This is a genomic window from Streptomyces sp. Inha503 (assembly GCF_047215865.1).
Taxonomy (GTDB): domain Bacteria; phylum Actinomycetota; class Actinomycetes; order Streptomycetales; family Streptomycetaceae; genus Streptomyces; species Streptomyces lycopersici.
Window position 1 is genome coordinate 79871 of record NZ_CP178360.1, and the last position, 22406, is coordinate 102276.

22 protein-coding genes and 4 pseudogenes are annotated in these 22406 nt (G+C 67.6%); 13 read left to right on the forward strand and 13 right to left on the reverse strand.

Annotation, left to right across the window (positions count from 1 at the left end):
- Nucleotides 1–328: 328 nt before the first annotated feature.
- Entirely contained in the window at nucleotides 329–1762 is a 1434-nt protein-coding gene (locus ACJX2R_RS00430) for a S8 family peptidase (protein ID WP_413098191.1), read from the reverse strand.
- A gap of 297 nt (nucleotides 1763–2059) precedes the next feature.
- On the opposite strand from ACJX2R_RS00430, the gene ACJX2R_RS00435 reads away from it, so the two are divergent.
- The 4 genes and pseudogenes from ACJX2R_RS00435 to ACJX2R_RS00450 all read left to right on the forward strand — a co-directional run.
- Entirely contained in the window at nucleotides 2060–2557 is a 498-nt protein-coding gene (locus ACJX2R_RS00435; protein WP_413098192.1) for a hypothetical protein, read from the forward strand.
- Between the two features lie 41 nt (nucleotides 2558–2598).
- The gene (locus ACJX2R_RS00440; protein WP_413098193.1) at nucleotides 2599–3270 is read left to right on the forward strand and encodes a DUF642 domain-containing protein; all 672 of its coding nucleotides are present in this window, start codon (nucleotides 2599–2601) and stop codon (nucleotides 3268–3270) included.
- A gap of 483 nt (nucleotides 3271–3753) precedes the next feature.
- A pseudogene (locus ACJX2R_RS00445) lies at nucleotides 3754–4725 on the forward strand (HAD-IC family P-type ATPase); the annotation flags it as partial.
- 3 nt (nucleotides 4726–4728) lie between these two features.
- Nucleotides 4729–4943, forward strand: a pseudogene (locus tag ACJX2R_RS00450) (potassium-transporting ATPase subunit C); the annotation flags it as partial.
- Between the two features lie 78 nt (nucleotides 4944–5021).
- Here ACJX2R_RS00450 and ACJX2R_RS00455 read toward each other — a convergent pair.
- Nucleotides 5022–5369 (reverse strand): annotated as a pseudogene (locus ACJX2R_RS00455) (DDE-type integrase/transposase/recombinase); the annotation flags it as partial.
- Nucleotides 5370–5948: 579 nt separating this feature from the next.
- Entirely contained in the window at nucleotides 5949–7184 is a 1236-nt protein-coding gene (locus tag ACJX2R_RS00460) for an alpha/beta hydrolase family protein (protein ID WP_413098194.1), read from the reverse strand.
- 358 nt (nucleotides 7185–7542) lie between these two features.
- On the opposite strand from ACJX2R_RS00460, the gene ACJX2R_RS00465 reads away from it, so the two are divergent.
- Both ACJX2R_RS00465 and ACJX2R_RS00470 read left to right on the forward strand, forming a co-directional pair.
- Nucleotides 7543–8118: a helix-turn-helix domain-containing protein gene (locus ACJX2R_RS00465; protein ID WP_413105737.1), complete on the forward strand. Its 576-nt coding sequence runs from the start codon at nucleotides 7543–7545 to the stop codon at nucleotides 8116–8118.
- Between the two features lie 244 nt (nucleotides 8119–8362).
- Nucleotides 8363–8587, forward strand: coding sequence for a hypothetical protein (locus ACJX2R_RS00470; protein WP_413105738.1), 225 nt, complete (start codon nucleotides 8363–8365; stop codon nucleotides 8585–8587).
- A gap of 103 nt (nucleotides 8588–8690) precedes the next feature.
- Here ACJX2R_RS00470 and ACJX2R_RS00475 read toward each other — a convergent pair whose 3' ends face one another.
- Nucleotides 8691–9251 (reverse strand): TetR/AcrR family transcriptional regulator C-terminal domain-containing protein, encoded by a 561-nt coding sequence (locus ACJX2R_RS00475; protein ID WP_413105739.1) that lies wholly within the window; start codon nucleotides 9249–9251, stop codon nucleotides 8691–8693.
- 79 nt (nucleotides 9252–9330) lie between these two features.
- Between ACJX2R_RS00475 and ACJX2R_RS00480 the strand changes: the two genes are divergently transcribed.
- The gene (locus tag ACJX2R_RS00480) at nucleotides 9331–10581 is read left to right on the forward strand and encodes an FAD-dependent monooxygenase (protein ID WP_413098195.1); all 1251 of its coding nucleotides are present in this window, start codon (nucleotides 9331–9333) and stop codon (nucleotides 10579–10581) included.
- A gap of 174 nt (nucleotides 10582–10755) precedes the next feature.
- Here ACJX2R_RS00480 and ACJX2R_RS00485 read toward each other — a convergent pair whose 3' ends face one another.
- On the reverse strand, nucleotides 10756–10884 hold the full coding sequence (locus tag ACJX2R_RS00485) for a hypothetical protein (protein ID WP_413098196.1): 129 nt from the start codon (nucleotides 10882–10884) through the stop codon (nucleotides 10756–10758).
- Between the two features lie 269 nt (nucleotides 10885–11153).
- Between ACJX2R_RS00485 and ACJX2R_RS00490 the strand changes: the two genes are divergently transcribed.
- Complete coding sequence (locus tag ACJX2R_RS00490; RefSeq protein WP_413098197.1) at nucleotides 11154–12161, forward strand: hypothetical protein; 1008 nt, start codon at nucleotides 11154–11156, stop codon at nucleotides 12159–12161.
- A gap of 88 nt (nucleotides 12162–12249) precedes the next feature.
- Here the strand turns inward: ACJX2R_RS00490 and ACJX2R_RS00495 are convergent, their stop codons facing one another.
- On the reverse strand, nucleotides 12250–12408 hold the full coding sequence (locus ACJX2R_RS00495) for a hypothetical protein (protein WP_413098198.1): 159 nt from the start codon (nucleotides 12406–12408) through the stop codon (nucleotides 12250–12252).
- 470 nt (nucleotides 12409–12878) lie between these two features.
- On the opposite strand from ACJX2R_RS00495, the gene ACJX2R_RS00500 reads away from it, so the two are divergent.
- Together ACJX2R_RS00500 and ACJX2R_RS00505 are read left to right on the forward strand one after the other, a co-directional pair.
- The gene (locus ACJX2R_RS00500; RefSeq protein WP_413098199.1) at nucleotides 12879–13370 is read left to right on the forward strand and encodes a GNAT family N-acetyltransferase; all 492 of its coding nucleotides are present in this window, start codon (nucleotides 12879–12881) and stop codon (nucleotides 13368–13370) included.
- 356 nt (nucleotides 13371–13726) lie between these two features.
- Entirely contained in the window at nucleotides 13727–14032 is a 306-nt protein-coding gene (locus ACJX2R_RS00505; RefSeq protein WP_413098200.1) for a hypothetical protein, read from the forward strand.
- Here the strand turns inward: ACJX2R_RS00505 and ACJX2R_RS00510 are convergent.
- From ACJX2R_RS00510 to ACJX2R_RS00520, 3 genes are all read right to left on the reverse strand, one after another.
- Entirely contained in the window at nucleotides 14025–14219 is a 195-nt protein-coding gene (locus ACJX2R_RS00510) for a hypothetical protein (RefSeq protein WP_413098201.1), read from the reverse strand. The genes ACJX2R_RS00505 and ACJX2R_RS00510 overlap by 8 nt on opposite strands.
- A gap of 138 nt (nucleotides 14220–14357) precedes the next feature.
- Complete coding sequence (locus ACJX2R_RS00515; protein WP_413098202.1) at nucleotides 14358–14648, reverse strand: hypothetical protein; 291 nt, start codon at nucleotides 14646–14648, stop codon at nucleotides 14358–14360.
- A gap of 103 nt (nucleotides 14649–14751) precedes the next feature.
- Nucleotides 14752–15588, reverse strand: a complete 837-nt coding sequence (locus ACJX2R_RS00520; protein WP_413098203.1) for an NAD(P)H-binding protein — start codon at nucleotides 15586–15588, stop codon at nucleotides 14752–14754.
- Nucleotides 15589–15623: 35 nt separating this feature from the next.
- Here ACJX2R_RS00520 and ACJX2R_RS00525 point away from each other — a divergent pair.
- Together ACJX2R_RS00525 and ACJX2R_RS00530 are read left to right on the forward strand one after the other, a co-directional pair.
- Nucleotides 15624–15872 (forward strand): annotated as a pseudogene (locus ACJX2R_RS00525) (cupin domain-containing protein); the annotation flags it as partial.
- A 98-nt stretch (nucleotides 15873–15970) separates the two neighbouring features.
- On the forward strand, nucleotides 15971–17212 hold the full coding sequence (locus tag ACJX2R_RS00530; protein ID WP_413098204.1) for an IS701 family transposase: 1242 nt from the start codon (nucleotides 15971–15973) through the stop codon (nucleotides 17210–17212).
- Between the two features lie 187 nt (nucleotides 17213–17399).
- On the opposite strand, the gene ACJX2R_RS00535 is transcribed toward ACJX2R_RS00530, so the two are convergent.
- The 4 genes from ACJX2R_RS00535 to ACJX2R_RS00550 form a co-directional block, all read right to left on the reverse strand.
- Entirely contained in the window at nucleotides 17400–18665 is a 1266-nt protein-coding gene (locus ACJX2R_RS00535) for an IS701 family transposase (protein WP_413105740.1), read from the reverse strand.
- Between the two features lie 141 nt (nucleotides 18666–18806).
- The gene (locus tag ACJX2R_RS00540) at nucleotides 18807–19916 is read right to left on the reverse strand and encodes an alkene reductase (RefSeq protein ID WP_413098205.1); all 1110 of its coding nucleotides are present in this window, start codon (nucleotides 19914–19916) and stop codon (nucleotides 18807–18809) included.
- A gap of 65 nt (nucleotides 19917–19981) precedes the next feature.
- Entirely contained in the window at nucleotides 19982–20584 is a 603-nt protein-coding gene (locus ACJX2R_RS00545) for an NADPH-dependent F420 reductase (protein ID WP_413098206.1), read from the reverse strand.
- Nucleotides 20584–21612, reverse strand: a complete 1029-nt coding sequence (locus ACJX2R_RS00550) for a zinc-binding dehydrogenase (protein WP_413098207.1) — start codon at nucleotides 21610–21612, stop codon at nucleotides 20584–20586. Before ACJX2R_RS00550 ends, ACJX2R_RS00545 begins: the two co-directional genes overlap by 1 nt.
- Before the next feature lie 98 nt (nucleotides 21613–21710).
- On the opposite strand from ACJX2R_RS00550, the gene ACJX2R_RS00555 reads away from it, so the two are divergent.
- Nucleotides 21711–22310, forward strand: coding sequence for a TetR/AcrR family transcriptional regulator (locus tag ACJX2R_RS00555; RefSeq protein WP_413098208.1), 600 nt, complete (start codon nucleotides 21711–21713; stop codon nucleotides 22308–22310).
- The last annotated feature ends 96 nt before the right edge of the window (nucleotides 22311–22406 follow it).

Sequence of the window (22406 nt, forward strand, 5' to 3'; positions counted from 1 at the left end):
ATGCCAGCGCGCTGGGAGCCGCCGCCAGTCAGGGGCAGGTGTCGAGGTCAGTGCGGCATGTTCTTCCTCGTCCGTGGTGAGGGCGTCAGACCGCTGCCGGGCTCACGTGATGCATACCGGATGACGCACACCAGCCCGGGTGGCCCAACCCGGGCTGGTGCGAGGCGGCGCGGTGCGAGCCGCCTCGCAGTGGCTGTCCCCAGCCGCGTCACCTTCCGCTCACGTCTGCGGCCGCCGGTCGGATGGCGCCGTTGCCAGGGGCCATGGGCCGATGTGCACGGCGGCCCGGGTGGGCGATAGCGGCTCCCGGAGGGGGCCTTCGGATACGTCATGGTCGCACGGATCGGACCGCCTTGGCGGCGTCGGCGAGTCCGGCGCCGCAGTTGCTGCCGCAGCTTGGCATGGGCCGGGCGGTGGTGGTGATCGCCTGCTCGATCTGGGCCGGGGTCAGGTTGGGGTTGCGCTGGAGGAGGAGGGCGGCCAGGGCTGAGATGTGCGGGGCGGCCATGCTCGTGCCGTACAGGTACCCGTAGGTCTCACGGCCGGGATCGGTTTTCCCCTGGTTGTAGGTAGATCCGATGTCGTCGGGCCCACCGATCCCGCCTCCCTTCCCTCCGGGGGCCGTGATGTCGATGCGGCTGCCGTAGTTGGAGTACTGCGCGCGCTCGGCGTTGCGGTTACTTGCCGCGACGGTGATGACGTTGGTGCAGTTTCCGGGCGCGTAGTCGGAGGCGTTGGCGTTGTCGTTGCCCGCGGAGACCACCACGGTGACGCCACGGCGGGCCGCGGCGTTGATGGAGTCCTGGAAGAACGGGGAGCAGGGGGCCTTGTATCCCAGGCTCATATTGACGACCTTTGACGGCGCAGGGTTGTCCGGAACATCCGGTACTGATCCGCCTGAGGCCCAGATGAGGGCTTCGCCGATGTCGGCTTCCGTGCCACCGCAGGCGCCGAGCGCCCGCACGGGCTGGACTTTGGCGTCATAGGCGGTGGAGGCGACGCCTTTGCCGTTGTTCGTCTGTGCCGCGATCGTTCCGGCGACATGTGTTCCGTGCCAACTGGAAGGTACGGCGTGATCGAAGGGGGCGGGACAATAGCCTTCCAGTCTCCAGGTTCCCGGGTCGTGGTAGTTGTCGTCGCGTCCGTCGCCGTCCCGGGCGCTTTTCGGATCTGAGACGAAGTCGTAGCCGTCGACGATGTTGGCGTCGAGGTCGGAGTGTGTGGCATAGCCCGAATCGATCACCGCGACCTGGACGCCTTTGCCGGTCGACAGCGGCCAGGCGTCGGGGACGTTCATGCCGCCCCGCTCCTCGTACAGGTCCCACTGGAGGGGGTATAGCGGGTCGTCGGGGGCGGCCATGGGATACACGGTGGCGTCGGGCTGTGCGTATGCCACGTCCTTGTCGGCGGTAAGCCGTGAGGTGATCTTGTGGAGGTCGCCCGGCGCCACCGGTTCTTTGAGGTCGAGCAGTACGGCGCCGGTGGCCAGCCGCCGTTCGAATCGCACCGCCTGTTCGCCGGCTGCCTGGGGCTGAGCCTCGATGGACTTCCGGACGGCGGCATCGGAACGGGCTTGGGCCGTACCGGGCTTGTAGCCGACGATCAGCCGGCGTACTTCCGGCTGACCGTGATCGGAGCCGGGTGAGGGGGCCGCGGGTCCGGCGGGATGTGCCGTAGCAGGCGCGGCCAGTACCCCGGTGCCCAGCAGCGCGGAAAGCGCCGCTGCCAGCGCAGCCGTGCGCGTATAGCGAGAGAGATTCACGAAGATTCCTTCCTTCGCATAACAGGGGAGGCGTCGCTCAGGTGCGGCATTCCGATGAAAGTTCGGGGCGCCTCAGTACGGCTCGACGCTTGCTTGAAGAGGCCAGGAGAAAGGTTTCACTGGTGCGGAGTGATGTTTTTTCTGCTTGCACCATGGAGATTCCCGGGATAGTGCGGCCGGGTTCACCCGAGGCACGAGAGGGAAATTCGAGCGTTTTCCTTGCTGTCTTCATCTCCGACTCAAGTGGCCCGAGGGACAGACAGCCGCTTATCTCTGCGCACCCGTGGAAAGGACAGCATGTATTCCATCACCAGTATCAAGGCCGAGGTCTACACCGCCGCCGAGTCGGCCCCGACGACCACCAGCCTGGTGTTCCTCGGCTTCGGCGGCCGGGAGTTCCGTCTGGACACCGCCAGCGATGGAGACTTCACCGGCCCCGTCAACACGGTCTTCATCCTGGGCGGGCCAGGTGCCAATGTGCTCAACCCCCAGCGCAACGACCCCACACGCCCCCAGATCACCACCCGCGATCTGGAGCGGCCGGTGTACCTCCGGCTCGGCCCGGCCGGCGCCGCCCCGGAGTGGGTGCTGGAGTACGCCAAGGTCACCGCCTACGGCCCCAGCAATGAACCGCTGGCGACCTGGAACACTCCCGCGCTCCGCGACAACACCGAGCCCAAAACCCGCAAGATCTGGCTCGGCGACCCCTACGGCCTCATCTACTACCTCACCCGCGACGCCGGATCCCCCACACCGACCCCCACCCCGGAGCCTCCCGAGCCCCAGTCCGCCTGACCCGGCCAGGCGCGCCGGACCTACCGAACGAAGGACACATCGTGAAGCACACCGCCCGCACTGCCCGCACTGCCCGCACTGCCCGCACCGCCCGCACCGCCCGCCCCGCCATGCTGCTGGCCACCACCACGGTCACCTGTCTGGCCCTGGCCGACCCCGCAGCCGCCGTCGGCCCCAACCTCATCGTCAACGGCACCTTCGCCCGCCCCGCCGTCCTCGACGGACCGCTCAACTACCAGTACGTCAACGCCTTCAACAACTCCATCCTGGACGGCTGGAACGTGGTGAGGGGAGACGTCGACATCTTCAGCAAGTCCCTGGCCAAAGCACCAACCCGCCACCAGGCCGTCAACCTCTCCGGCACCGTGCCCGGCACCATCAGCCAGGACTTCCAGACCACCCCCGGCTACTGGTACACCGTCACCTGGAAGCACTCCCGCGACACCTGGCCCGCCTGCGCCTACACCCCCGACCAGCCGTATGAGGTCAGCATCATCAACGTCGATGTCCGCCGCTACCAGCCCCAAGGCGAACCCGGCGACTGGCGCACCCCGCCCCCCATCACCTTCCGGGCCACCGACTACACCCACACCCTCCAGTTCGCCTCGACCATCTCCCCGCCGTCCGTCTGCGGCGCACTGGTCACCGACGTCGACGTCCGCCAGTCCGGAGGATCGATCCCCGAGCCACCCGAGCCCGACTCCACCTCCTGACACCGCCCTCAGCACCGGGCCCCGGTCCACAGCACTCGGCCCGTCCGCCACGAGGTCGACGGGCCGTCAGCCCACGCACAGTCCCACCCCGGACAACGGCACCCAGAGGGCCGGGACAGCAGCCGGGACCCCATCCGTCGCCCATCGCAGGCGGCGGCCGTGCGTGAGGAGGAGCCGGCTTGCCGGGTTCCAGAGTCGGGTGGCCCGTTTGTGGACGCCGGGACCGGTCCCCGGCGACGTGGACGGGCTTGGGGCATGGCATGGTGGCGAGGCTCGGAGCCCGTTGCGAACCGTTTGGTGTAACGGCTCTCTTTCACGGCGTGCAGACGGTGCGACAGATTGACCCGCGCCAGTGAGACGAGCAGTGAGCGACGGAGGTGCGAGATGGAGCCGACCAGCCGAGGCACCGGCCAGGGCGTTTCCATCTCTGGCCGATGGGCCGTTACCGCATCATCAGCCTCAGCAGCTCGCTGACCGGCTGGCGTTACGTCGGCGGAGTGGGTACCCCTCACGGCCCAGACCCGCATGTCCGGCGTTGACCTCGTCGAGAACGGGGCTCACCGCAAGGTCCGCAAGGGCGCCAGCGGTTCGGTCATCTCCTGGGTCCGCGAGCGCGGCGGGAACGTACCGGAGGACGCTGCCGCCCTGGCCAACCGGATCTCCGAAGAGGGCGGCACGCCCTTGCTGGTCGCGGTCGAGGGTGCCGACGGCGCCCGGGTGCTGGGCGTGATCCACCTCAAGGACGTCGTCAAGGAGGGCATGCGGGAGCGGTTCGAGGAGCTGCGCCGGATGGGCATCAAGACCGTGATGATCACCGGTGACAATCCGCTGACCGCCAGGGCGATCGCCGAGGAGGCGGGGGTGGACGACTTCCTGGCGGAGGCCGCGCCCGAGGACAAGATGGCCCTCATCAAGCGCGAGCAGGCGGGCGGCAAGCTCGTGGCGATGACCGGCGACGGCACCAACGACGCCCCGGCGCTCGCCCAGGCCGATGTCGGCGTGGCCATGAACATCGGCACCTCGGCCGCCAAGGAGGCCGGGAACATGGTCGACCTGGACTCCAACCCCACCAAGCTCATCGAGGCCGTCGAGATCGGCAAACAGCTGCTGATCACCCGCGGAGCGCTGACCACCTTCTCGATCGCCAACGACGTCGCGAAGTACTTCGCGATCATCCCCGCGATGTTCGCCGCGGCCTACCCAAGCCCGGACAAGCTCAACATCATGGGCCTTGGCTCCGCGGAGTCCGCGATCCTGTCCGCGGTCGTCTTCAACGCACTGATCATCATCGCCCTGGTCCCGCTCGCCCTCAAAGGCGTGCAGTACCGGCCGGTGAACGCGGACAAGATGCTCCGCCGCAACCTGGGCGTCTACGGCCTCAGTGGCCTGATCGCGCCCTTCATCGGCATCAAACTCATCGACCTGCTCATCTCCTTGCTTCCCGGGATCGGGTGACCCATGAACACCTCTGTACACGGCGCTGTCCGACTGGTCTGGGCGTCGCTTCGCGCACTCCTCGTGCTGACCGTCGTGACCGGGATCGTCTACCCCTTGGCCGTCACGGGCATCGCCGAGGCAGCCTTCAACAACAAGGCCAAGGCTCGATGGTCACTGTGCAGGGCAGGGAGATCGGCTCGTCCCTGATCGGACAGAGCTGGAACATCAAAGACACCGACAAGCCGGACCCGAAGTGGTTCCAGCCGCACCCCTCCCACAGCGGCTACGATCCGCTGACCACCGTGCATGTGGTTCGCGACCTGCCAGCCGACAATCATCCGCGAGTACACGTCCAGGACGAACGCCACGTACACCCAGCCGGACCAGGTGCGCACATACGTCATGTCCGCCACCCACGCGCTCGCGGCTTTGAGGATCTCATTCGCCCGCCTCAACTCTGCTACTTCTTTGCGGAGTTGCTTCAGTTCCTCGTTCTCGGCGGTGGTCAGCCGGTCGTCGCGTTCGCCGGCGTCCGCCTCGGCCTGGCGAACCCAGCCACGCCGGGCTTCCCTGTGGATGCCCAGGTCTTTGGCGACATGCGCGATCGGCCGGCCCCGTGGTGCGGACCTCGCGGACGGCCCGCTCGCGGAGCTCGTCCGGATATTTACGTGGTGCTGGCACTGCTCGTGGTTCTCCTTCGGACCAGGATCATAAGCCTGGCTTCAGGGACTCCACGAATCCGGGGTCAGCTCAGATCGCATGCGACAGGACAACCAGATCAGCCCGTTACCTGTCACCAGCAGCACATGAAGCAGACCGGGTGTCATCGGCTCCGCCTCCCCTGCGGGTTCCTGCGCTTCCCAACAGTCTCGGCGGACAGTGCGAGAGACCAGCGTGCCAGCACTGGTGGGCCATCCGCGACGCGGTGTGGCCATCGGGGAAAGACCGCCGTGGGCGAGCGTAGCGAGTCGCGGGGGTGAGCCAGTTCCGCAACGTCGTCCGTACGGGCGAAGACGGCGCTCAGGATGCGACCGGGCCGTGCCATACGGAGGGCGACGGTCAGTGGCACCGAGACGAACGCCCCACGGCCCGGCACCGTGCGCCCGTGATGTGCGCGAACCGTCCGGCGGTTTTCCCGGTGGCGCCGACGAGATCTTCACCGTCCGGTGGCCGAGCGGCCGGCGGTTGCAGGCCCAGGCCACCACGTCAGGCACCGGCGCCGTGAGGCGTCGCCTCCCTACTCAATCGATGAAACGCACCTCCGGGTAGACGCTGGAAGGGCCGTTCAACAGGTCTTGGGGCCGGCCCCGCAGGTGTTGGTCGAAGAAGGCGGTGATGAAGGCACGCTGGGCGGCGGTACTGCGCTCGGGGTCCACCGTGCCGATGTACTGCTCGCGGAGTTGGGCGGGGACGTCCAGGCGCTCGTCCAGGGTCGGCACGAACGACTGGGCATCGGTGTAACCGAAGTGGCTGCCCTCTTCCAGGCTCAGGTCGCGTTTCCAGCCTGTCGAGTGGTGCCAGAAGGACCGCCAGGACGGCTTGTTGAGGTGCGTCTGATCGGCCTTGCCCATGAGCATGAACGGACGGTCCAGTCCGCTTCGCGCCACGGGAAGGAATTCGCTGTCGTTGAACTGAAGTGTGCCGTCCATGTTGATACCCGCGTCGATACGGCGGTCCACGCGCATGGTCTCAGCCGCGGTAACACCCCCGCCCGAATGTCCGTACATCCCGATCCGCTCCAGGTTCAGCGCCTTCCCCAGCCCCTTGGGCAGTCGGCGCCCCTCTGCGTCCGGGTTCCGCCCGCGGTGCAGCACGGCGAGCTGATTGAGAACGAAGCGCGTGTCACGCACCCGGGTGTCCACGGCCGTCTTCAGTCCTTCGACGCCGGACATCGGCTTCTGTAGTTCGACCCGGCCCTGGGGAAACTCCACCGCACGGGCCTCGTACGTGTGATCCACGGTGACGACGACATAGCCACGGCTCGCCAGCTCCACCGCTGTCGAGGTGCCGAGTGTCCGGGAAACCTTCAATCCCGGTGAGTACAGCACGACGGGCCGGCCCTCACGGTGGTCGACGGGGGCCATCGCGGCTGCCTCCGTGCGGATGCCGGCCCAGTCCACCTGGCCGGGCGCGGCCAGGCCGAAGGAGCCGGATTCGTCCACGTAACGCGCGACGCCGGGAGGCATGTACGGCTGACGCGGATACTCCTTCGCCCTACGGGCCGGGTACCAGACGCTGACCATCAGCTCCCGGTCTTTGTCGGTGACCCAGGGGTCGCGCCGATCGCGGTCGACAAGATGGAGCTCGGTGCTCCCGACCGGCTGCTGCCCCGTAGACGCCGGCAGCTCAAACCGCACACCCGCATGAGCACGGGGCGGGGGCGGAGCGGAGGGCGCGGCGGAGGCCGCAGCCCCTGCCGCGATGATCAGACAGAGGGCAAGAGGCACGGTGGTGGTCACGACCGGTTGAGTTCGCATGGCGCCCAATCTCCGCCCGGGCCGGCGCTCAGGACATCGGCCGCCAGGTGGACTCGCCCCTGGCATCCCCCCAGGAACTCCTCACCAACTCATCAGGGTCGGCCCTGCACACGGGAATCTTGAGGCAACCGCATTTCCCAGCGCCCAGTGCCGCGACCGACGCCGGCGCCTGAGAGGCGAGGGGCGTACGCCCCCGGTATACCAGCCAGCACCGCGCAGCACGCCTTGTCGTTGAGGGCACCAAGCCTGTGCTACTCCAATCGTCTGGGGCCCAGCAGCTAGTGCTGCGTTCCGCTTTTGCTGGGTATATGTCCTGATGGCGGGGTAGTTGGTGAAGCTCGGGGGCGGGTGTTTGCCGATGGTTTTACGGGCACGGCCGGGGCGTGATGAGGACGAACGAGCCGTCGTTCGCCGGTTGTCGCGGGCACGGAAGGCTCCCCGTGATGCAGTGATGCGGGCCCGGATGATCGAGCTGAGCTGGTTGGGCCTGCGGGTGCCGGCGATCGCCGTTGAGCTGAGCTGCAGCCAGAAAACTGTGCGGTGCTGGCTGCACCGCTTCAATCGCTCAGGTCTGCAAGGCCTGGACGATCTGGGCGGTCAGGGCCGCAAGCGGCGGATCACCGAAGAGCAACGCTCAAGGATCATCTCCCTGGTGAAAACCATGCTGCCGGGACGGCTGAGGTGGGAACCGGTCGGAGAGCTGTGGGCCTTCGACGAGCCCGGGCCACCCGAGTGGACCCTGGACTCCCTGACCACGGCAGCACGGGCCCAGGGGATCGAGGTGGGGCGCAGTCAGGTCCGCCGTATCCTGCTCGCCGAACGCGTGCGCTGGCGTCGCAACCGGTCCTGGACGAGGTCGAAGGACCCGGACTTCGTCCCAAAAAGACACGGATCATCGGCCTCTACACCCACCCACCCGACGACGCGACGGTGATCTGTGCCGACCAAGCTGGGGCCGGGGTCCCGCGGACCTTCCCGCCCGCACCTGCCTGGTCACCCGACGGGCACCGGATCAAAGCGGAACTCGACTACACCCGCGGACCGGAGAAGACCTGGGTCCACGGTGGTCTGCGCCCCTTTCGACGGCCAGGCCGTCACCATGACCGCTTCCTCCCGCAACAGCGTCTTCTACCAGGCAACTCCTCCAACAGCTCGAGGACGCCAACCCGCACGGGCAGATCTGGATCGTCACCGACAACCCGTCCTCCCACAACAGCCTGTCCACCCGGACCCGGCTGGAGGACCACCCCCGCATCCACCACGCCTTCATCCCCGTCGGCGCCTGCTGGCTCAACCTCCAGGAAGGCTGGTGGCGCATCTTCCGCAAAGCCGCCCTCACCGGCCGGCCATTCGCCAACCGCGACGACATCACGTACGCCACGACCCTGGCCACCGACCAGTGATGGCGCTATGTGAAAACGGCCATCCCCTGCTCGGGGTACCCCACATCTGCTCAGTGGATCTCCCCACCCATAGAGCGCCTGACCTGGAAGACCAGTCGACTCCCTACACCCCGGTGCGGTGCACCAGGCCATTCAGGATGAGGGCGAGGCCCGCCTCGAACGCCGACTCGTGATCGATCACCGGCACGTCAGCCGGTAGATCCGCGCCGTCACCGGGGCCGTCGTCCGCCTGCTCTTCCAGGACGCTGCCGACGGTGAAACGGCTGGCGGCCAGCATGGCCATCTGCGCGTCCCGCTCGGGCACGCCGGAAGTGACGAGGAAGTCCATCTTGCGGCGGATCCGGTCGAGGTCGCCGGTGGGGATGCTGCCGGCGTGGAGCCGTGCGCCGTCCCGGCGCATCAGCAGGGCGCGCCTGAAGCTGCGCGTATTGTCCGCGAACCAGTCGCGCCAGTCGTCGCCGGGTGTCGGCAGGGGCGCGGTCGCATGGGGTTCCATCGCCGCCTCCGCCATGGCGGAGAGGAGGTCCTTCTTGGTGCGGAAGTACCAGTAGAGCGACGGCTGCTCCACGTTCAGTCGCTTCGCCAGCCTTCTCGTGCTGACGGCATCCAGCCCGACCTCGTCGAGCAGACCGAGCGCCTCGGTGATGACGGCTTCGCGGTTCATCTTGGTCACGTTGACAACCTATCGCTGATAGATGACCCTCGAAAGGAATCTTTCACTGATAGATTTTTGGAGGAACGGCATGACGAAGGGATCGGGCAAGCAGCCCCTGCGGGTTCTCATCGCCGGAGGTGGAATCGCGGGGCAGGCCCTGGCCTTCTGGCTGACCCGGGGCGGACACCGGGTGACCGTCGTCGAACGCTCTCCGGAGCTGCGGGCCGCCGGGGCCCAGGTCGATCTGCGGGGGCAGGGCATCGAGGCCGTCAAGCGCATGGGGCTTCTCGACGCCGTCCGCGGCAAGCTCGTGGACGAGGCGGGCGTCGCCTTCATCGACGCCCACGGCAAGGCCAAGGCGACGATCCGGGCCAACACATCAGGGAAGGGCCGACAGACCCTCACGTCCGAGTACGAGATCATGCGCGGGGACCTGGTGCGCATCCTGCACGATGCGGCGAAGGGCGACACCGAGTACGTCTTCGGCAAGAGCGTGGACGGCTTCGAACAGGACGAACATAAGGTCGTCGCGCACTTCTCCGACGACTCCTCCGGCGAATACGACCTCCTGATCGGCGCCGACGGGCAAGGATCGCGCATCCGGCAAGCGATCCTCCCGGAGAACTTCGACCCGTACTGGCGGGTGGGCATCCACATGGCCTACTGGTTCATTCCGCGCACCGCGTCCGACAGCAACATCCGGGACACCTACATGATCCAGGGCGGCCGCCAGATCATGCGCCGCAGCCACAACCCGACCGAGACCCAGGTGTACTTCGTCATACGGGAAGAATCCGAGGAAGCCTCGGCGATGCACCGCACGCCCGTCGAGCGCCAGCACGAGTTCTGGGCGAGCAGGTTCCACGATGCCGGATGGCAGACCGAACGTTTCATCGAGGGCATGAAGACCAGCCCGTTCTTCTACTCCCAGGAGATCGTCCAGGTCCGCACCGACACCTGGTCCAAGGGCCGCGTGGTCCTGGCCGGTGACGCCGCCCACTGCGCCTCCCCCTACAGCGGCATGGGCATCTCCGGCGGCCTGGTCGGCGCCTACGTCCTAGCCGGCGAGATCAACCGCCACCCCGCCGACCTGCCGACCGCGCTAACGAATTACGACCGCGCACTGCGGCCCTTCGTCAACGAGATCCAGGGCGAAGTCAACCCGCGCCTGCTGCGCCTGGGCATGCCGATGACCCAGCGTGCGATCGATGCCTTCCAGGCCATCACGGCACTCGCCTGCTTCCTGCACGTCCCCGACCTCGCCGCGCGCGTTTCGAAGGAGGACCGCGGCGGCAACTGGCAGCTCCCCGAGAACCCAGCACCGACCAGCACCGCCTGAATGCCATCCTCCTCGCCTGCGCGTAAGCGGGGCCAGCACGGAGAGCCGCCGCAGGCGCCCATGACCGGGCGGCCCGTTCCGGTCGGTCAGGTTGCGCGGGGAATGCCTCGCCCGGGGGTGGCGGAGGCGAGGCGGCCGGGTTGCCCGCCACCGAGCGACCCGGCCTTGTAGGGGTCACATGCGGGGCGGGACCGAGGGGGTGTGCGGGTGCTTGCCCCGCACCGGCGGCGCGGCCTGGAGGAGCGGGATCAGCTGGGTGACATCGTTGCGGTTACCATCGCGGTCGGCGAGTCGATAGCCCATCACTTCCTCAGTCAGCGGACCGGGTGGCCCCGGCGCGGTAGTCGATGGCGAGCGTAGTCGTTCAATTTCCGCCTTTTCACGGCAGCAGCTCGGGGAAGCGGTCCCCTACCGTCGCCGAGATGCACCATATGGGCGAATATGTTCTTATGTGTAGAAAGAGTGAGTGCCATGTGGCCTGACGCCTCGTCGACCCCGCCTCTCGACAGGATGATGAGCAATCGCCGTCTATGGCCGTTCAAAGTGTAGTGGAATTCGAAACGGAGAAACCGATGAGTGCTGTGCATGTTCCCGTGGAACGGGCCCTGCAACTCGAAAAGGGATATACGTCGATAGCTTCCAGGCGTATGAAATGGTGGGACGGAGGCATAGAGTCCATAGTGCTGTTCTACAACAGCACCAGCGGCGAGGGGAAACGCTTTATAAGTAGTGCACTATTGGATGATCCGCCCGATCCAGGGAAAGTTGGGTCGTTTAGCATCGACAAGGGGTGGGACTTCTTCGTTCTTGTCTCGGTGGGCGGCAACTACTACGCCCAGACGTACCGTGGCGACGGTAGCCACGCCATTTACCAGGTGAAGACCGATGGTTCTCCCGACCCAGTCACTGGCCCCCTACCGGGTGGCAAAAACGACGTCTGGGGCTCTGGATGGACCTCTGTGGAGCCCTTCATGACAAGCGGACAGCAATGGCTGTTCCTCTACAACAAAGTGACCGGCGAAAGGAAGTTCCGGCGTTACAACGAGGAGCTCGGCACTGAGAACGTAGACGAAACGCAGAGCAGCAGTCAGAATTTCAAAATCGGCCCCGGATTCACGTCGATCTCGGCTGCCGAGTTTCCGGCGGACGACCCGTCTGGGACGCCCCTCATCATCCTGTACACGCAGGACGACGGCAGCAGCTTGACCTGTAAGGTGCAGCAAGTGAACGGCAAGGTGGAGTTGGCGAACGGGCCACAACCCACCAACCTCTTCCGGGAACCGAAATACACAAATCAGTTGGTCTTCGTCGACCCTGACCGTACTTATGTACTGAACTACGCGTCTGGCAGCGGCAAAGCCCGTAATTCCATCGTGTCGTTGGATAGCCGCACCCTCACCCCGAACCATATGAGAAGTGACTGGCCCCCCAACTACAGCTCATGCGTCGCTTTCGACGCATCGCCCGCATCCGACTGGCACAGTCATCGATACTCGCTCGTGCTGCTCTATGACATCAAGAGTGGCACAGCGCAAAGGTTCAATGCTGCCTTTCTGGTCAGTGAGGAAGAGCCGCCGTAGCCGCTGGCATCCTGCCGCCGCCGGAGTAACCGGGGAACCATGCGCGCCCGCGCCATCGCACTCACTACTGCCATTTTGTGCCTGCCATTCACCGCAGGTGGTCGCCTGTGGGGTCCGCTTGGCCCCATGTCTCGACGGCCACGCCGTCGGCGTGGTGGTCGTAGAGGAACCTGTCGACCAGGGCCAGGGCGTTCCCGTGCTGGTAGTCCTCACCCGGCGGAAGCACCGGGCGCCCCGACCGTCCCACTCCTCCCCCGCCGCCCCGGCGGGCCGGTGGAGCGTGCAGCACCTGCGATGGAGACAGGCCCGGGATGCGGAACGCAGCGGACTGAAGTTCGGCCAGCAGGGCCCGGCGGTCGTGATGCTGAAACCGGAGTCGTCGTCGGCAGCTGCGGCGCAAGCGGTGCCGATCAGGCCGACGGCAGCCAGGGCGATAGCGACGACTGCGGAGCGAATTCACACGGTGGGATTCCTCCTGCGAATAGCAGGGGCTCGACTACATGGAGACTCCCCTGAGATGCCGGTTGCGCTCTTGCGACAGCGCACGGCAACACCTGGCGAACAGCGTCGGCGGCGGCCACGGCCTGGTCCTCGCGCTCCGTCCGTTCCTGGGAGCCGCACGCGCAGCATCCCGGCGGGCCTGCTCCGCGGCGGCTTGCCCGTGCCGCCCTCGAAGACCTCAGCCATCGCTGCCGTCGACCGGGGACTATCAGATGCATGACACGCCCGACGCGCACCCAGCCGCCCCGGTTGTGGGCGGTGACGCCCGCCCGCTACGGCAACCCCGATGTACAGCAGCTCCTCCGGCAATTGCACGCCACTCAGCTGGAGATGTACGGCTACGCCGACGATCCCACCGATACCCCGGCCGAGGACTACGCCCCGCCCCAAGGCCTCTTCCTCCTCGCCCGGGAGGCCACCGCCCGCCCGACCGGCTGCGGTGGATGGCGCACCCTGGACGCGAGCACCGCCGAAGCCAAACGCATGTACGTGCACCCCGATACCCGCGGCCAGTCACTCGGCCGAGAACTCCTGCTCCGCCTCGAGACCGACGCCCGTCTCCGCGGATACACGCACATACGACTGGGGACCGGCGTGGCCAACGTGGCAGCCCTCACGCTCTACCGACACAGCGGCTACCTCCCCATCGCTCCATACCGCCCAGGACGAGACCCCCAGATCAACCGGGCATTACGCAAGGCGCTGTAATCGTCGAGCGCCCGAGAACAATGTGGACACTGCCGTCTGCTCACCGGGGCTCTGCCTCAGGCGCAGGTGGCGAACATGCCGTCCAAGGCCGAGCGTTCCGCTGGGTCATCATCATCGTCATGCCCACCACCGTGGCCGGGCCCGGCTACCGCGGGGCCTCACCTGAGGGGATTCACCCCACGGGTGGCTGCCTCCAGAGCTCCTCAAGCCCGGTGTGCAGAGCAGGCACACCACCGCCATGAAGAAGAATGTCGGCAGCGATCACGAAGGGGGCGCCGTGCGGCTGACGATCAACACCGAGACGGACACCTACGAGCAGACGATAGCCGCCGTCCCTGATACCCGGTGCCCGCGCGGTGCTGCGACGGATCACCGACCTGGGCGGCACCGCCTCGTTCGACGAAGTGCAACAGCACTTCGCCGACCATCCGACCACCCCGATGGAGAAAGCAAAGATCGGCGGCGGAACCCTCACCAGCATCCCGGCAGTACAGCGCCGCATCGGCCCGGCCGGCTCGGCCCGGCTGCTCCAGCGGGACGAACGGGCCCGGCTGCTCTACCACATCGACCCGGCACTGGTGGAAGGGCTCCGGCGAGCCTTCGCGATCGCCGATGCCCGGCCCGACCTGCTGCGCGCTGAACCCACGCCACGCGTCACCTGACGCGGGGGCGCCACGCCGCTCGGTTGTCGCGGGGTGGTCGGTACAGCTGGATGCGGGTGAGGACGATGTACGGCGGGTCGGCGTCAGCAACGATGACGTACTCGGCGACGCCGAGTACACCGTCCCGGCCGAGCAGCATGCCTCTTTGCTGGGGCCACTTCATCGAGGCGGTGCTGCCCGGCACCATGCCCCGCGTCTCGTTGATCTGAACCGTGGCGGCGATGATCGCCCCGAAGACCTCACCCGGCAGGATAAGTCGGCCAGCAGCGCGTCCACCTCTTCGGACAGTTCACACGGCCAGTCTCCCGGCTCCTGGCCGTGCGACTCACTCAACGGGCAGCCCAGCCGCCTGGCGGCGCGCGATGGCCGCCGCGACGCTCTTCGTGGGCAGGGTGCCGTTCAGCGCGGCCTCGGTGAGCCGGCCACCGGACGGGTCGGTGTCGAGCATCGCCTCGCACCACCAGCGGCGCAGGACCCCCTCGGCGTCCTCCGGCGCGGCCGCCAGGAGCTCGCGGTAGAACTCCATCCGCCGCTCGCCATCGAGTGCGGCCGCGATGCCCTCGATTCTGTCGCCTCCCGTACCGGTCCGTCGACCGGATCGGCGTTGCGCTGGCATTCGTGAGCCGCGTCGGTGCTCATCGCCCGCCCCTCACTGGTCGCATTCAAGCAGCGCAACGCGCGGGACACGCACAGTCCGCTGCGTAGGAGCCGCCGGGCGCTCATCGCCGCCAGGCTCCCGCCGCTGCGGCCCGCACGACATAGTCCTCAAAGGTTCGGGGCGCCCGTCCCAGCACGGTGGCGAGGTCATTGGTCGTCGCGGCGATCAGCCCGCGTTCCATCAACACGAACATCTCGGCGACGTGGCGGGCATCGTCCTCGCTCAAGCCGTCCTCGACCAGCGTCGTGGCGTACTCGGCGGGGGAGATCTGCCGGTAGGCGAGGGGCCGCCCGGACGCCCGGGAGATCAGCTCAACCGCCTCACCGAAGGTGAGCGCACGTGGTCCGGTCAGCTCGTAGACCCGTCCGGCGTGCCGACCGGGCTCGGTCAGTACCGCGGCCGCGGCGTCGGCGACGTCCTCGACGTCGATGAACGACTCGGGAACCACGCCGGCCGGGAGCGCCAGCTCCCCGGCGACCAGCGGGGCGTGGAAGACGTCCTCGTCGAAGTTCTGAGCGAAGTTCGACGGCCGCAGGACGGTCCACTCCAGCGCCGAGCCGCGCACGGCGTCCTCGGCCGACCGCATGTCCAGCCCGAACGTGGAGTCGCCCCAGGTGTCGGCGCCGCGCCCGGAGAGCAGGACCAGCCGCCGTACTCCGGCGGCCTCGGCCCGGGCCACGAACTCGTGCACCGGGCCCGGCACGCGCGGGGCCACCACGTAGGCGACGGCGATACCCCGCAGGGCCGCATCCCAGCTGCCGGGGTCGGACCAGTCGAACCGGGCCCGGCTCGACCGGGAGGCGGCACGCACCGGCGTGCCGCGCAGCCGCAGCCGGGCGGCGATCCGCCGGCCGGTCTTGCCTGTTGCGCCGAGGATGAGAGTGGTGTCGTTGCTCATGATGCCGATTGAACACCGCCGACTCGGACGATCCCATGGGTGAGAAGCCAGATCGCCTGTGTATTCGTCTAACCTTGGTGGAGTCCGACGCGTTCAGTGACCTGATCCGCGGGGTGCGAGCCCACGGCTCGTTGTTCGGCAGCTCGACCCTGTCCCCGCCCTGGTCCCTGCACTTCGTGGACGGCGCGCCGCTGACTCTGTGCACCGTCCTCACCGGGTAGGGCTGGGTGGCGCCGGAGCACCGTCTGCCCGAGCCGCTAGTACTCCAGTCGCAGATCGCTATCGTCGCTGGTCAGGAGCGTGTCTGTGAGTGTACTTGCCTGACGTTCTGTCAGGTTGTGTGAGTTCGTGACTTCGGGTGCGACGGGCCGTTGTACTGGTCATGCAAGACGATGTGCAGCTCGATGCCTGGGCGGCTGAACTGGAAGAACTGCTCGTGCGTATCGGCCACCGGTTCGGGCGGGTGGACTTACGGCGGCGGATGCGGGCGTATGTGCACGGCTTGCTAGGGCCGGTGGGCCGGAAGAACAGCTGGCAGTTGGCCGAGCATGCTGGTCACCGCACTCCCGCCGGGTTGCAGCATCTGCTGAGCCGGGCCTGCTGGGACCCCGACGAGATACGTGATGACCTGCAAGAATACGTCGCAGAGAAGCTCGGGGCTCCGACGGGGGTGCTCATTGTCGACGACACAGGGTTCCTCAAGAAAGGCACTGTCTCGGCCGGGGTCCAGCGGCAGTATTCCGGCACCGCCGGACGCACCGAGAACTGCCAGATAGGTGTCTTCGCCGCCTACGCATCACCCAAGGGCCGGGCCCTGGTGGACCGGGAGCTGTACCTGCCGAAGTCCTGGACGTCCGACGCGGGCCGCTGCCGGGCGGCGAAGATCCCCGAGGAGCGGGGGTTCGCCACCAAGGGCGAACTGGCCAAGGCGATGGTCGCCCGAGCCCTGGCCTCTCCGCTGCCGATCACGTGGGTGACCGCGGATTCGGCCTACGGCCAGGAATGGCGCTTCCGCCGCATGCTGGAGGAGGCCGGCGTCGGCTATGTCCTGGCCGTGCCGAAGTCGCAGCAGGTACACGCCCTGGGGCGCATTGACTTCGCCATCGCCCAGGCGCCCGAAGAAGCCTGGGAACGCCACTCCTGCGGCAGCGGCGCGAAGGGGCCACGTGTCTATGACTGGGCAGCGGCCCAACTGCCCGCCATCGAGGAATTCGACGGCGATCAGCCCACCCATCAACGATGGGTACTGGCCCGACGCAGCCTGGCCCGCCCGGAGGAGATCGCCTACTACCTCGCCTACGCAGCCGGCGGCACCGCCGTCGCTGAACTGGTGCGCGTCGCCGGAACTCGCTGGGCGATCGAGGAAGCCTTCCAGGCCGCGAAGAACGAGTGTGGGCTGGACCAGTACGAGGTCCGTCGGTATCCGGGCTGGTACCGGCACATCACCCTGGCCATGCTCACCCACGCCTTCCTCGCCGCCATGGCAGCCGCCGCGGGGCCGGAAAGGGGGGCCGCAGAAACGCTTCCGACTTCCTCGCACCGCTCACCGTGGCAGAAATCCGGCGACTCATGGCAGCTGGTCACTCCTCGTCGGCACACCTTCAGCACACCGGCCACGCGATGAGCTGGTCCTGGTGGCGACGCCGACACCAGGCCATCGCCCGCCACTGCCACTACCGCCGTCGCACCCGAAGTCACGAACTCACACAACCTGACAGAACGTCAGGCAAGTACACTCACAGACACGCTCCTGACCAGCGACGATAGCGATCTGCGACTGGAGTACTAGTACTCCAGTGCGGTTTCGTGATCTACCCAGTGGGTTCGCTGGTGGTCCGTCGTCGGTAGTGGCTGCGCCGGGCTGTGGCCTGGTGGCGTCTGCGCCAGATTGACCAGTGCAGGAGCCTGGCCGCTGTCACGGCCGGTGGGGTGAAGACGGCGGCGAGCAGGTGGCGGATTTCCGGGACGGTCAGCGTGATCGGATCGCGGATGTGGGCAAGGTGGTGCGTGCTGGCGGTCCGATCGGGGGCAGCGTCGGCGGCGAGGGCGGTCAGGAAGGCCAGGGCGAGCATGGCGAGGGTGATGTGCCGGTGCCATGAGGTCCAGTGCCTGACCTGGTAGTGGTCGAGTCCGACCTGGCCCTTGGCGGACTGGAAGCATTCCTCGACGCTCCAACGGACGCCGGCGACGCGGACCAGTTCGGCCAGGGGCACTTCGGTGGGTGACCAGCACAGGTAGAAGGCGAGTTCGCCGGTGATGTGGTTGCGGCGGATGAGCAGGTGGTGGCTGTCGGTGCCGAGGTGTATCCAGGCCCAGTCGTAGTGGCGCGGGCCCTTGGCGCCGTTGCCTGCGCTGTGCCGCTGCCAGGCGGTGGCGGGCAGGCGGCCGGCGACGGTGTCCGCGCGGATGGTGGTGCGGCCGTGGTTGATCCGCACCCGCGTTGAGCAGGCGACGGCCATCACGTAGCCGGTCCCACGTGCCTCCAGGGCGGCACGAAGCTGCGGGTCCTGTCCGTAGACTTCGTCGCCGGTCACCCACGATGCCTGCGCCCCGGCGTCCAGCGCGGCGGCGATCATCTCCCGGGCCAGGCGGGGTTTGGTCTGAAACCGCACCTCCTCGGGTATCCCCGCCGCGTGGCGGCGCTCGGCGTCAGCGCACCAGGAGTGCTCGGGCAGGTAGAGCCTGCGGTCGATCAGCGTCCGCCCCCGGCTGGTGACATAGGCGAGGAAGACCCCGACCTGGGAGTTCTCGATGCGGCCCGCAGTGCTGGTGTACTGGCGCTGGACGCCCGCCGAAGCCCGGCCCTTCTTCACGAAGCCGGTCTCGTCCACGATCAGCACACCGCCGTCGGCGCCGAGGTGTTCGACGGCGTAAGCGCGGATGTCGTCGCGGACAGCGTCGGCGTCCCAGCGGGCGTAGCGCAGCAGGCGCTGCATCGGCCCCGGCCGGGCCAGGCCGGCCTGTTCGGCCAGCTGCCAGCAGTTCTTCCGCTCGGCACGTGACAGCAGCCCGAGCAGATAGGAGCGGGCACTCGCCCGGGGTTCAACCCGGCCGAAATGTCCCGCGATCCGGGCCATGGCCCGGTCGAACATCGCCCGCCAGCGGGCGGGGTCTACGCTATGGCCAGCGGCCACCGCACGATCTTTGTCCACACACCAACCGATGATCACGCGGTGGCCGTACCGTTCCCGGCCGGGCACGGCCACAAGACTGGAGTATTAGGAGCCGGTCACTGTGGGGTAGTCCGTGTATCCCTCCGCGCCACCCGCGAAGTGCGTGTCGCGGTTGTCGGCGGCGAGAGGGTTGCCGTGGGTGAATCGATCGACAAGGTCTGGATTGGCGATGAAGGGGGCGCCGAAGGAGACCGCGTCGGCCAGTTGCCGTTCGAGGATCTCGTTGCCGCTCGCTTGTGTGAAGCCGAGGTTGGCGATGATGGCGCCGTGGTAGTGGGCGCGGTAGCGGGTGAATGCGGTGAGGGTGTCGGTTCCCGTGTTGGGTTCCGGGCCGAGGAGGTGGAGGTAGGCCAGGTTGCTGTCGTTGAGGCGCTTGAGGAGCTGGTCGTACTCGTCCATCGTCTCGGCATCTGCTGTGAAGGCAGGCCCGTGATTCCAGTAGGGGGAGAGTTTGATTCCGATGCGGTCGCTGCCCCACACGCTGCTGACGGCGTCCACGATGTCGAGGAGGAACTGGGCCCGCTTTTCACTGCTGCCGCCGTAGGCGTCGGTGCGCTGGTTGAGCCGTGGGTTGAGGAACTGGGCTACCAGATGGGACACCTGCGCGTGGATCTCCAGGCCGTCGAATCCGGCGTGCAGGGCGTTGGCGGCTGCCTGCCGGTAGGCGCCGATCGTGGTGGCGATCTCTGCGGCGCTCAGGGCACGTGGGGTGAGGGAGTCCTTCGGGCCGTCGGGGGTGAAGGACATCTCGTGGGGATTGATCGCCGAAGGGCCTGCGGGAAGCCTGCCGCCGTGGTGATCCGGGTGGGAGGCGGCGCCGGCGTGGCCGAGTTGCGAGACGATCCTGCCTCCCGCGGAGTGCACGGCTTCGGTGACCTTGGTCCAGCCGGCGGTCTGGGCGTCGGTGTAGATGCCGGGGACGTTGATGAAGCCGATCGCGTCCGTGCTGACCCAGGTCCCTTCGCTGATGACCAGGCCGGCGCCGGCGCGCTGCGTGTAGTAGGTGGCGTGCAGGTCGGTGGGGGCCAGTTCCTCGTTGTCGGCCCGGGAGCGCGTCATGGGAGCCATGACGACGCGGTTGGGCAGCTTGAGCGCGCCCAGTTGAACAGGCTCCAGGAGGGGCTGGGTGCCGGGTACTGAGGTCAGGTCGGACATGAACATCTCTTTCGTAATGGAAGGCGCTCCGCGCGGACACGAGGAGCACGAGCGGGTTGGTGGGATCAGTCCTGCTTGAGGGCGTGGAGGGCGGACAGGGGACCGCCGAGCTGGATGAGGCGTCCTCCCTCGCGCAGCGTTCCGAGGTCGACGGGGGCGAAGCCGAACTCGGAGGTCAGGTCTCTCACGGTGTTTTTGGCGTCGGCGTCGTCGCCGGCGAGGAACAGCACCTGCCGCCCCGCCTCGTGGCGGGGATCGGGTGCGATGAACTGCCCGTAGAGGGCGTTGAAAGCCTTGACCACGCGCGCGCCGGGAAGCAGGGAGGCCACGTATTCGCTCCCTGTGAGGTCGCCCAGGTCGGCGATCTTCAGGTTCGGGGGATAGGAGGCGAACTGGTTGGTGGCGTCGATGACGATGGTCTTGTCCAGGCGGCGGAGCCCGGCGACGGCGTCAGGGATCTGCGGCCAGGGGACCGCGAGCACGACGAGGTCCGCGACGGCGGCCTCCGCAGGGGTTGCGGCCGTCGCGAGAGCGCCGAGGTCCTTGACCAGCGGGGCCAGGGAGGCAGGTCCTCGGCTGTTGCTGAGCACGACCTCGTGGCCGTAACGGATCGCATGCCGGGCGATGGCCTGGGCGACTTCTCCAGCTCCGAGCATTCCGATCTTCATCAGGCGGCCTCGTTTCCGGAGTCGGCCGTCTGCGGTGTGGTGAGCAGGACGGTTCCGCTCTTGGCCGGGCGGCGGGCGTGCTCGACGGCCGGCTTGAAGTCGGCGAGGTCGTAGCTGGCCGCGACGTCAAGCAGGTCCGGCGTGCTCTGCGCCAGGTCCTGGGCGAAGGCGACATCCTCAGCCCGCTCCCTGGGGGTGCGGCTCATCCAGTGCAGTATCGACACTCCCCGCACCGTCAGCTCCCGCGCCATGAGAGGCAGCGCCTCAAACGGTGTCGTGCCGGAACTCAGATGTCCGTAGGAGATCAGAGTGCCGCCGTCGGCGAGCAGTTCGGCGAGGTCCTGGGTCATGGCACCGCCGACACAGTCGAGGACCACATGGACGCCCCGCTCGCCGGCATGGCGGCGGACTTGCCCCTGCCAGTCGTCGTCGCATGTCGCGATCACGGGCTGGGAGGGGTACAACGTCCGCACCTTCTCGGCACCGGAGGTGCTGCGCACGAGGTTGATCAACTGCAGGTCGTGCCGGACCGCGGCTGCGCTGACCAACCTGCCGATGGACGAGCCGGCGGCGGTCTGAAGAACCGGACCCGTCTGCCCGCGCAGGGCTTTCTCTATCGCGCGATACAGCATGCACAGCGTCAGCGGGTTGACCAGCATTAGGGCCGCGGTCTCGTCGCTGACTCCGGCTGGCACCGGCACTGCCAGATCGGCTGGGACCACGACGAAGTCGCTCCATGTTCCCGGCGCCGGGAAAACCGCCACCCGCTGACCTGGGCGCAGTGTGCGGACGTCCGCTCCGACGCTCTCGACGACGCCCATCCCCTCCACTCCGGGAGTCCGGGCCCCCGACTGCTGTTCGGGCTGCCCCGGCAGACCCTCCACACCGACCAGGTCCCCCGGATGGATGGGCCGGACCAGCATGCGGACCAGAACCTCTCCGCTGCCGGGAGTCGGCCGGCGGACCTCCTCCCTCAGGGTCAGTACCTGTGCGGCTTCCCCTTGCCGCGTGTACTCCACGGTGCGCATAAGCGCCTCCACTCACTCTTTGATGATGGACACCATTAAACAGAATGATGAGAGATAACATTGAAAACGTCAAATACTGCCGACGCAGGAGGGCGGCCATGCCGCGGATCACCAGGGAAGACAAGGCCAGGAACCGGCAGAACATCATCGAGGCGGCAGGACGCATGTTCCGATCGCAGGGCGTCGATTCCGTAGGGATCGCCGAACTGATGAAGGAAGCAGGCCTGACCCACGGCGGCTTCTACAACCACTTCGCATCCAAAGGCGATCTGGCCGCCGAGGCATGCGGTGCCTCGTTCGAAGCCTCTCTGAGCGCTCTGGACCAGGCCCTTGAGGAAGGCGCCGATCTCACCGGCCCACCGCTGAAGCGAGTGGTGGACAACTACCTTTCGGCCGCCCACCGCGACGCCCCGGACGGCGGCTGTCCCTCCGCCTCCCTGGTCACCGACGCCGGACGGCACAGCGACACGGTCCAGCGCGCCTACGCGAGCGGCGTGGAGGGATACCTCACCGGCTTCGCCCGGGAGTTCGCCCGCGAGCACGAAGGGGAGAGCACCTCACAGGAGGCGCGGGACCGTGCGGTGCTGCTGTTCAGCCGACTCGTAGGGGCAATGGCCCTCGCCCGCGCAGTGAGCCACGTCCAGCCTGAACTGTCCGACGAGATTCTGCGGACCTGCCGCGCCCACGCTCTCGACTGACCGACTGACCGACTGTCAGCTAGAGGGAGTGCTCACGCTCGTGCGCCGACTGGTGCAGGGGACAGCTGCCGAGAGGACAGCTGTCATCTTCCGCCA

Excerpts from the sequence above, each read along its gene's own strand:
- ACJX2R_RS00435 (WP_413098192.1), top strand. The coding sequence starts at position 2,060 with ATGTATTCCATCACCAGTATCAAGGCCGAGGTCTACACCGCCGCCGAG.
- ACJX2R_RS00475 (WP_413105739.1), bottom strand. The coding sequence starts at position 9,251 with ATGAACCGCGAAGCCGTCATCACCGAGGCGCTCGGTCTGCTCGACGAG.
- ACJX2R_RS00530 (WP_413098204.1), top strand. The coding sequence starts at position 15,971 with ATGCAAGACGATGTGCAGCTCGATGCCTGGGCGGCTGAACTGGAAGAA.
- ACJX2R_RS00490 (WP_413098197.1), top strand. The coding sequence starts at position 11,154 with ATGAGTGCTGTGCATGTTCCCGTGGAACGGGCCCTGCAACTCGAAAAG.
- ACJX2R_RS00485 (WP_413098196.1), bottom strand. The coding sequence starts at position 10,884 with ATGGGCTATCGACTCGCCGACCGCGATGGTAACCGCAACGATGTCACC.
- ACJX2R_RS00550 (WP_413098207.1), bottom strand. The coding sequence starts at position 21,612 with ATGCGCACCGTGGAGTACACGCGGCAAGGGGAAGCCGCACAGGTACTG.
- ACJX2R_RS00535 (WP_413105740.1), bottom strand. The coding sequence starts at position 18,665 with ATGGCCCGGATCGCGGGACATTTCGGCCGGGTTGAACCCCGGGCGAGT.
- ACJX2R_RS00515 (WP_413098202.1), bottom strand. The coding sequence starts at position 14,648 with ATGCCAGCGCAACGCCGATCCGGTCGACGGACCGGTACGGGAGGCGAC.
- ACJX2R_RS00540 (WP_413098205.1), bottom strand. The coding sequence starts at position 19,916 with ATGTCCGACCTGACCTCAGTACCCGGCACCCAGCCCCTCCTGGAGCCT.
- ACJX2R_RS00460 (WP_413098194.1), bottom strand. The coding sequence starts at position 7,184 with ATGCGAACTCAACCGGTCGTGACCACCACCGTGCCTCTTGCCCTCTGT.
- ACJX2R_RS00520 (WP_413098203.1), bottom strand. The coding sequence starts at position 15,588 with ATGAGCAACGACACCACTCTCATCCTCGGCGCAACAGGCAAGACCGGC.
- ACJX2R_RS00555 (WP_413098208.1), top strand. The coding sequence starts at position 21,711 with ATGCCGCGGATCACCAGGGAAGACAAGGCCAGGAACCGGCAGAACATC.
- ACJX2R_RS00500 (WP_413098199.1), top strand. The coding sequence starts at position 12,879 with ATGACACGCCCGACGCGCACCCAGCCGCCCCGGTTGTGGGCGGTGACG.
- ACJX2R_RS00480 (WP_413098195.1), top strand. The coding sequence starts at position 9,331 with ATGACGAAGGGATCGGGCAAGCAGCCCCTGCGGGTTCTCATCGCCGGA.
- ACJX2R_RS00545 (WP_413098206.1), bottom strand. The coding sequence starts at position 20,584 with ATGAAGATCGGAATGCTCGGAGCTGGAGAAGTCGCCCAGGCCATCGCC.
- ACJX2R_RS00465 (WP_413105737.1), top strand. The coding sequence starts at position 7,543 with ATGGTTTTACGGGCACGGCCGGGGCGTGATGAGGACGAACGAGCCGTC.
- ACJX2R_RS00510 (WP_413098201.1), bottom strand. The coding sequence starts at position 14,219 with ATGGTGCCGGGCAGCACCGCCTCGATGAAGTGGCCCCAGCAAAGAGGC.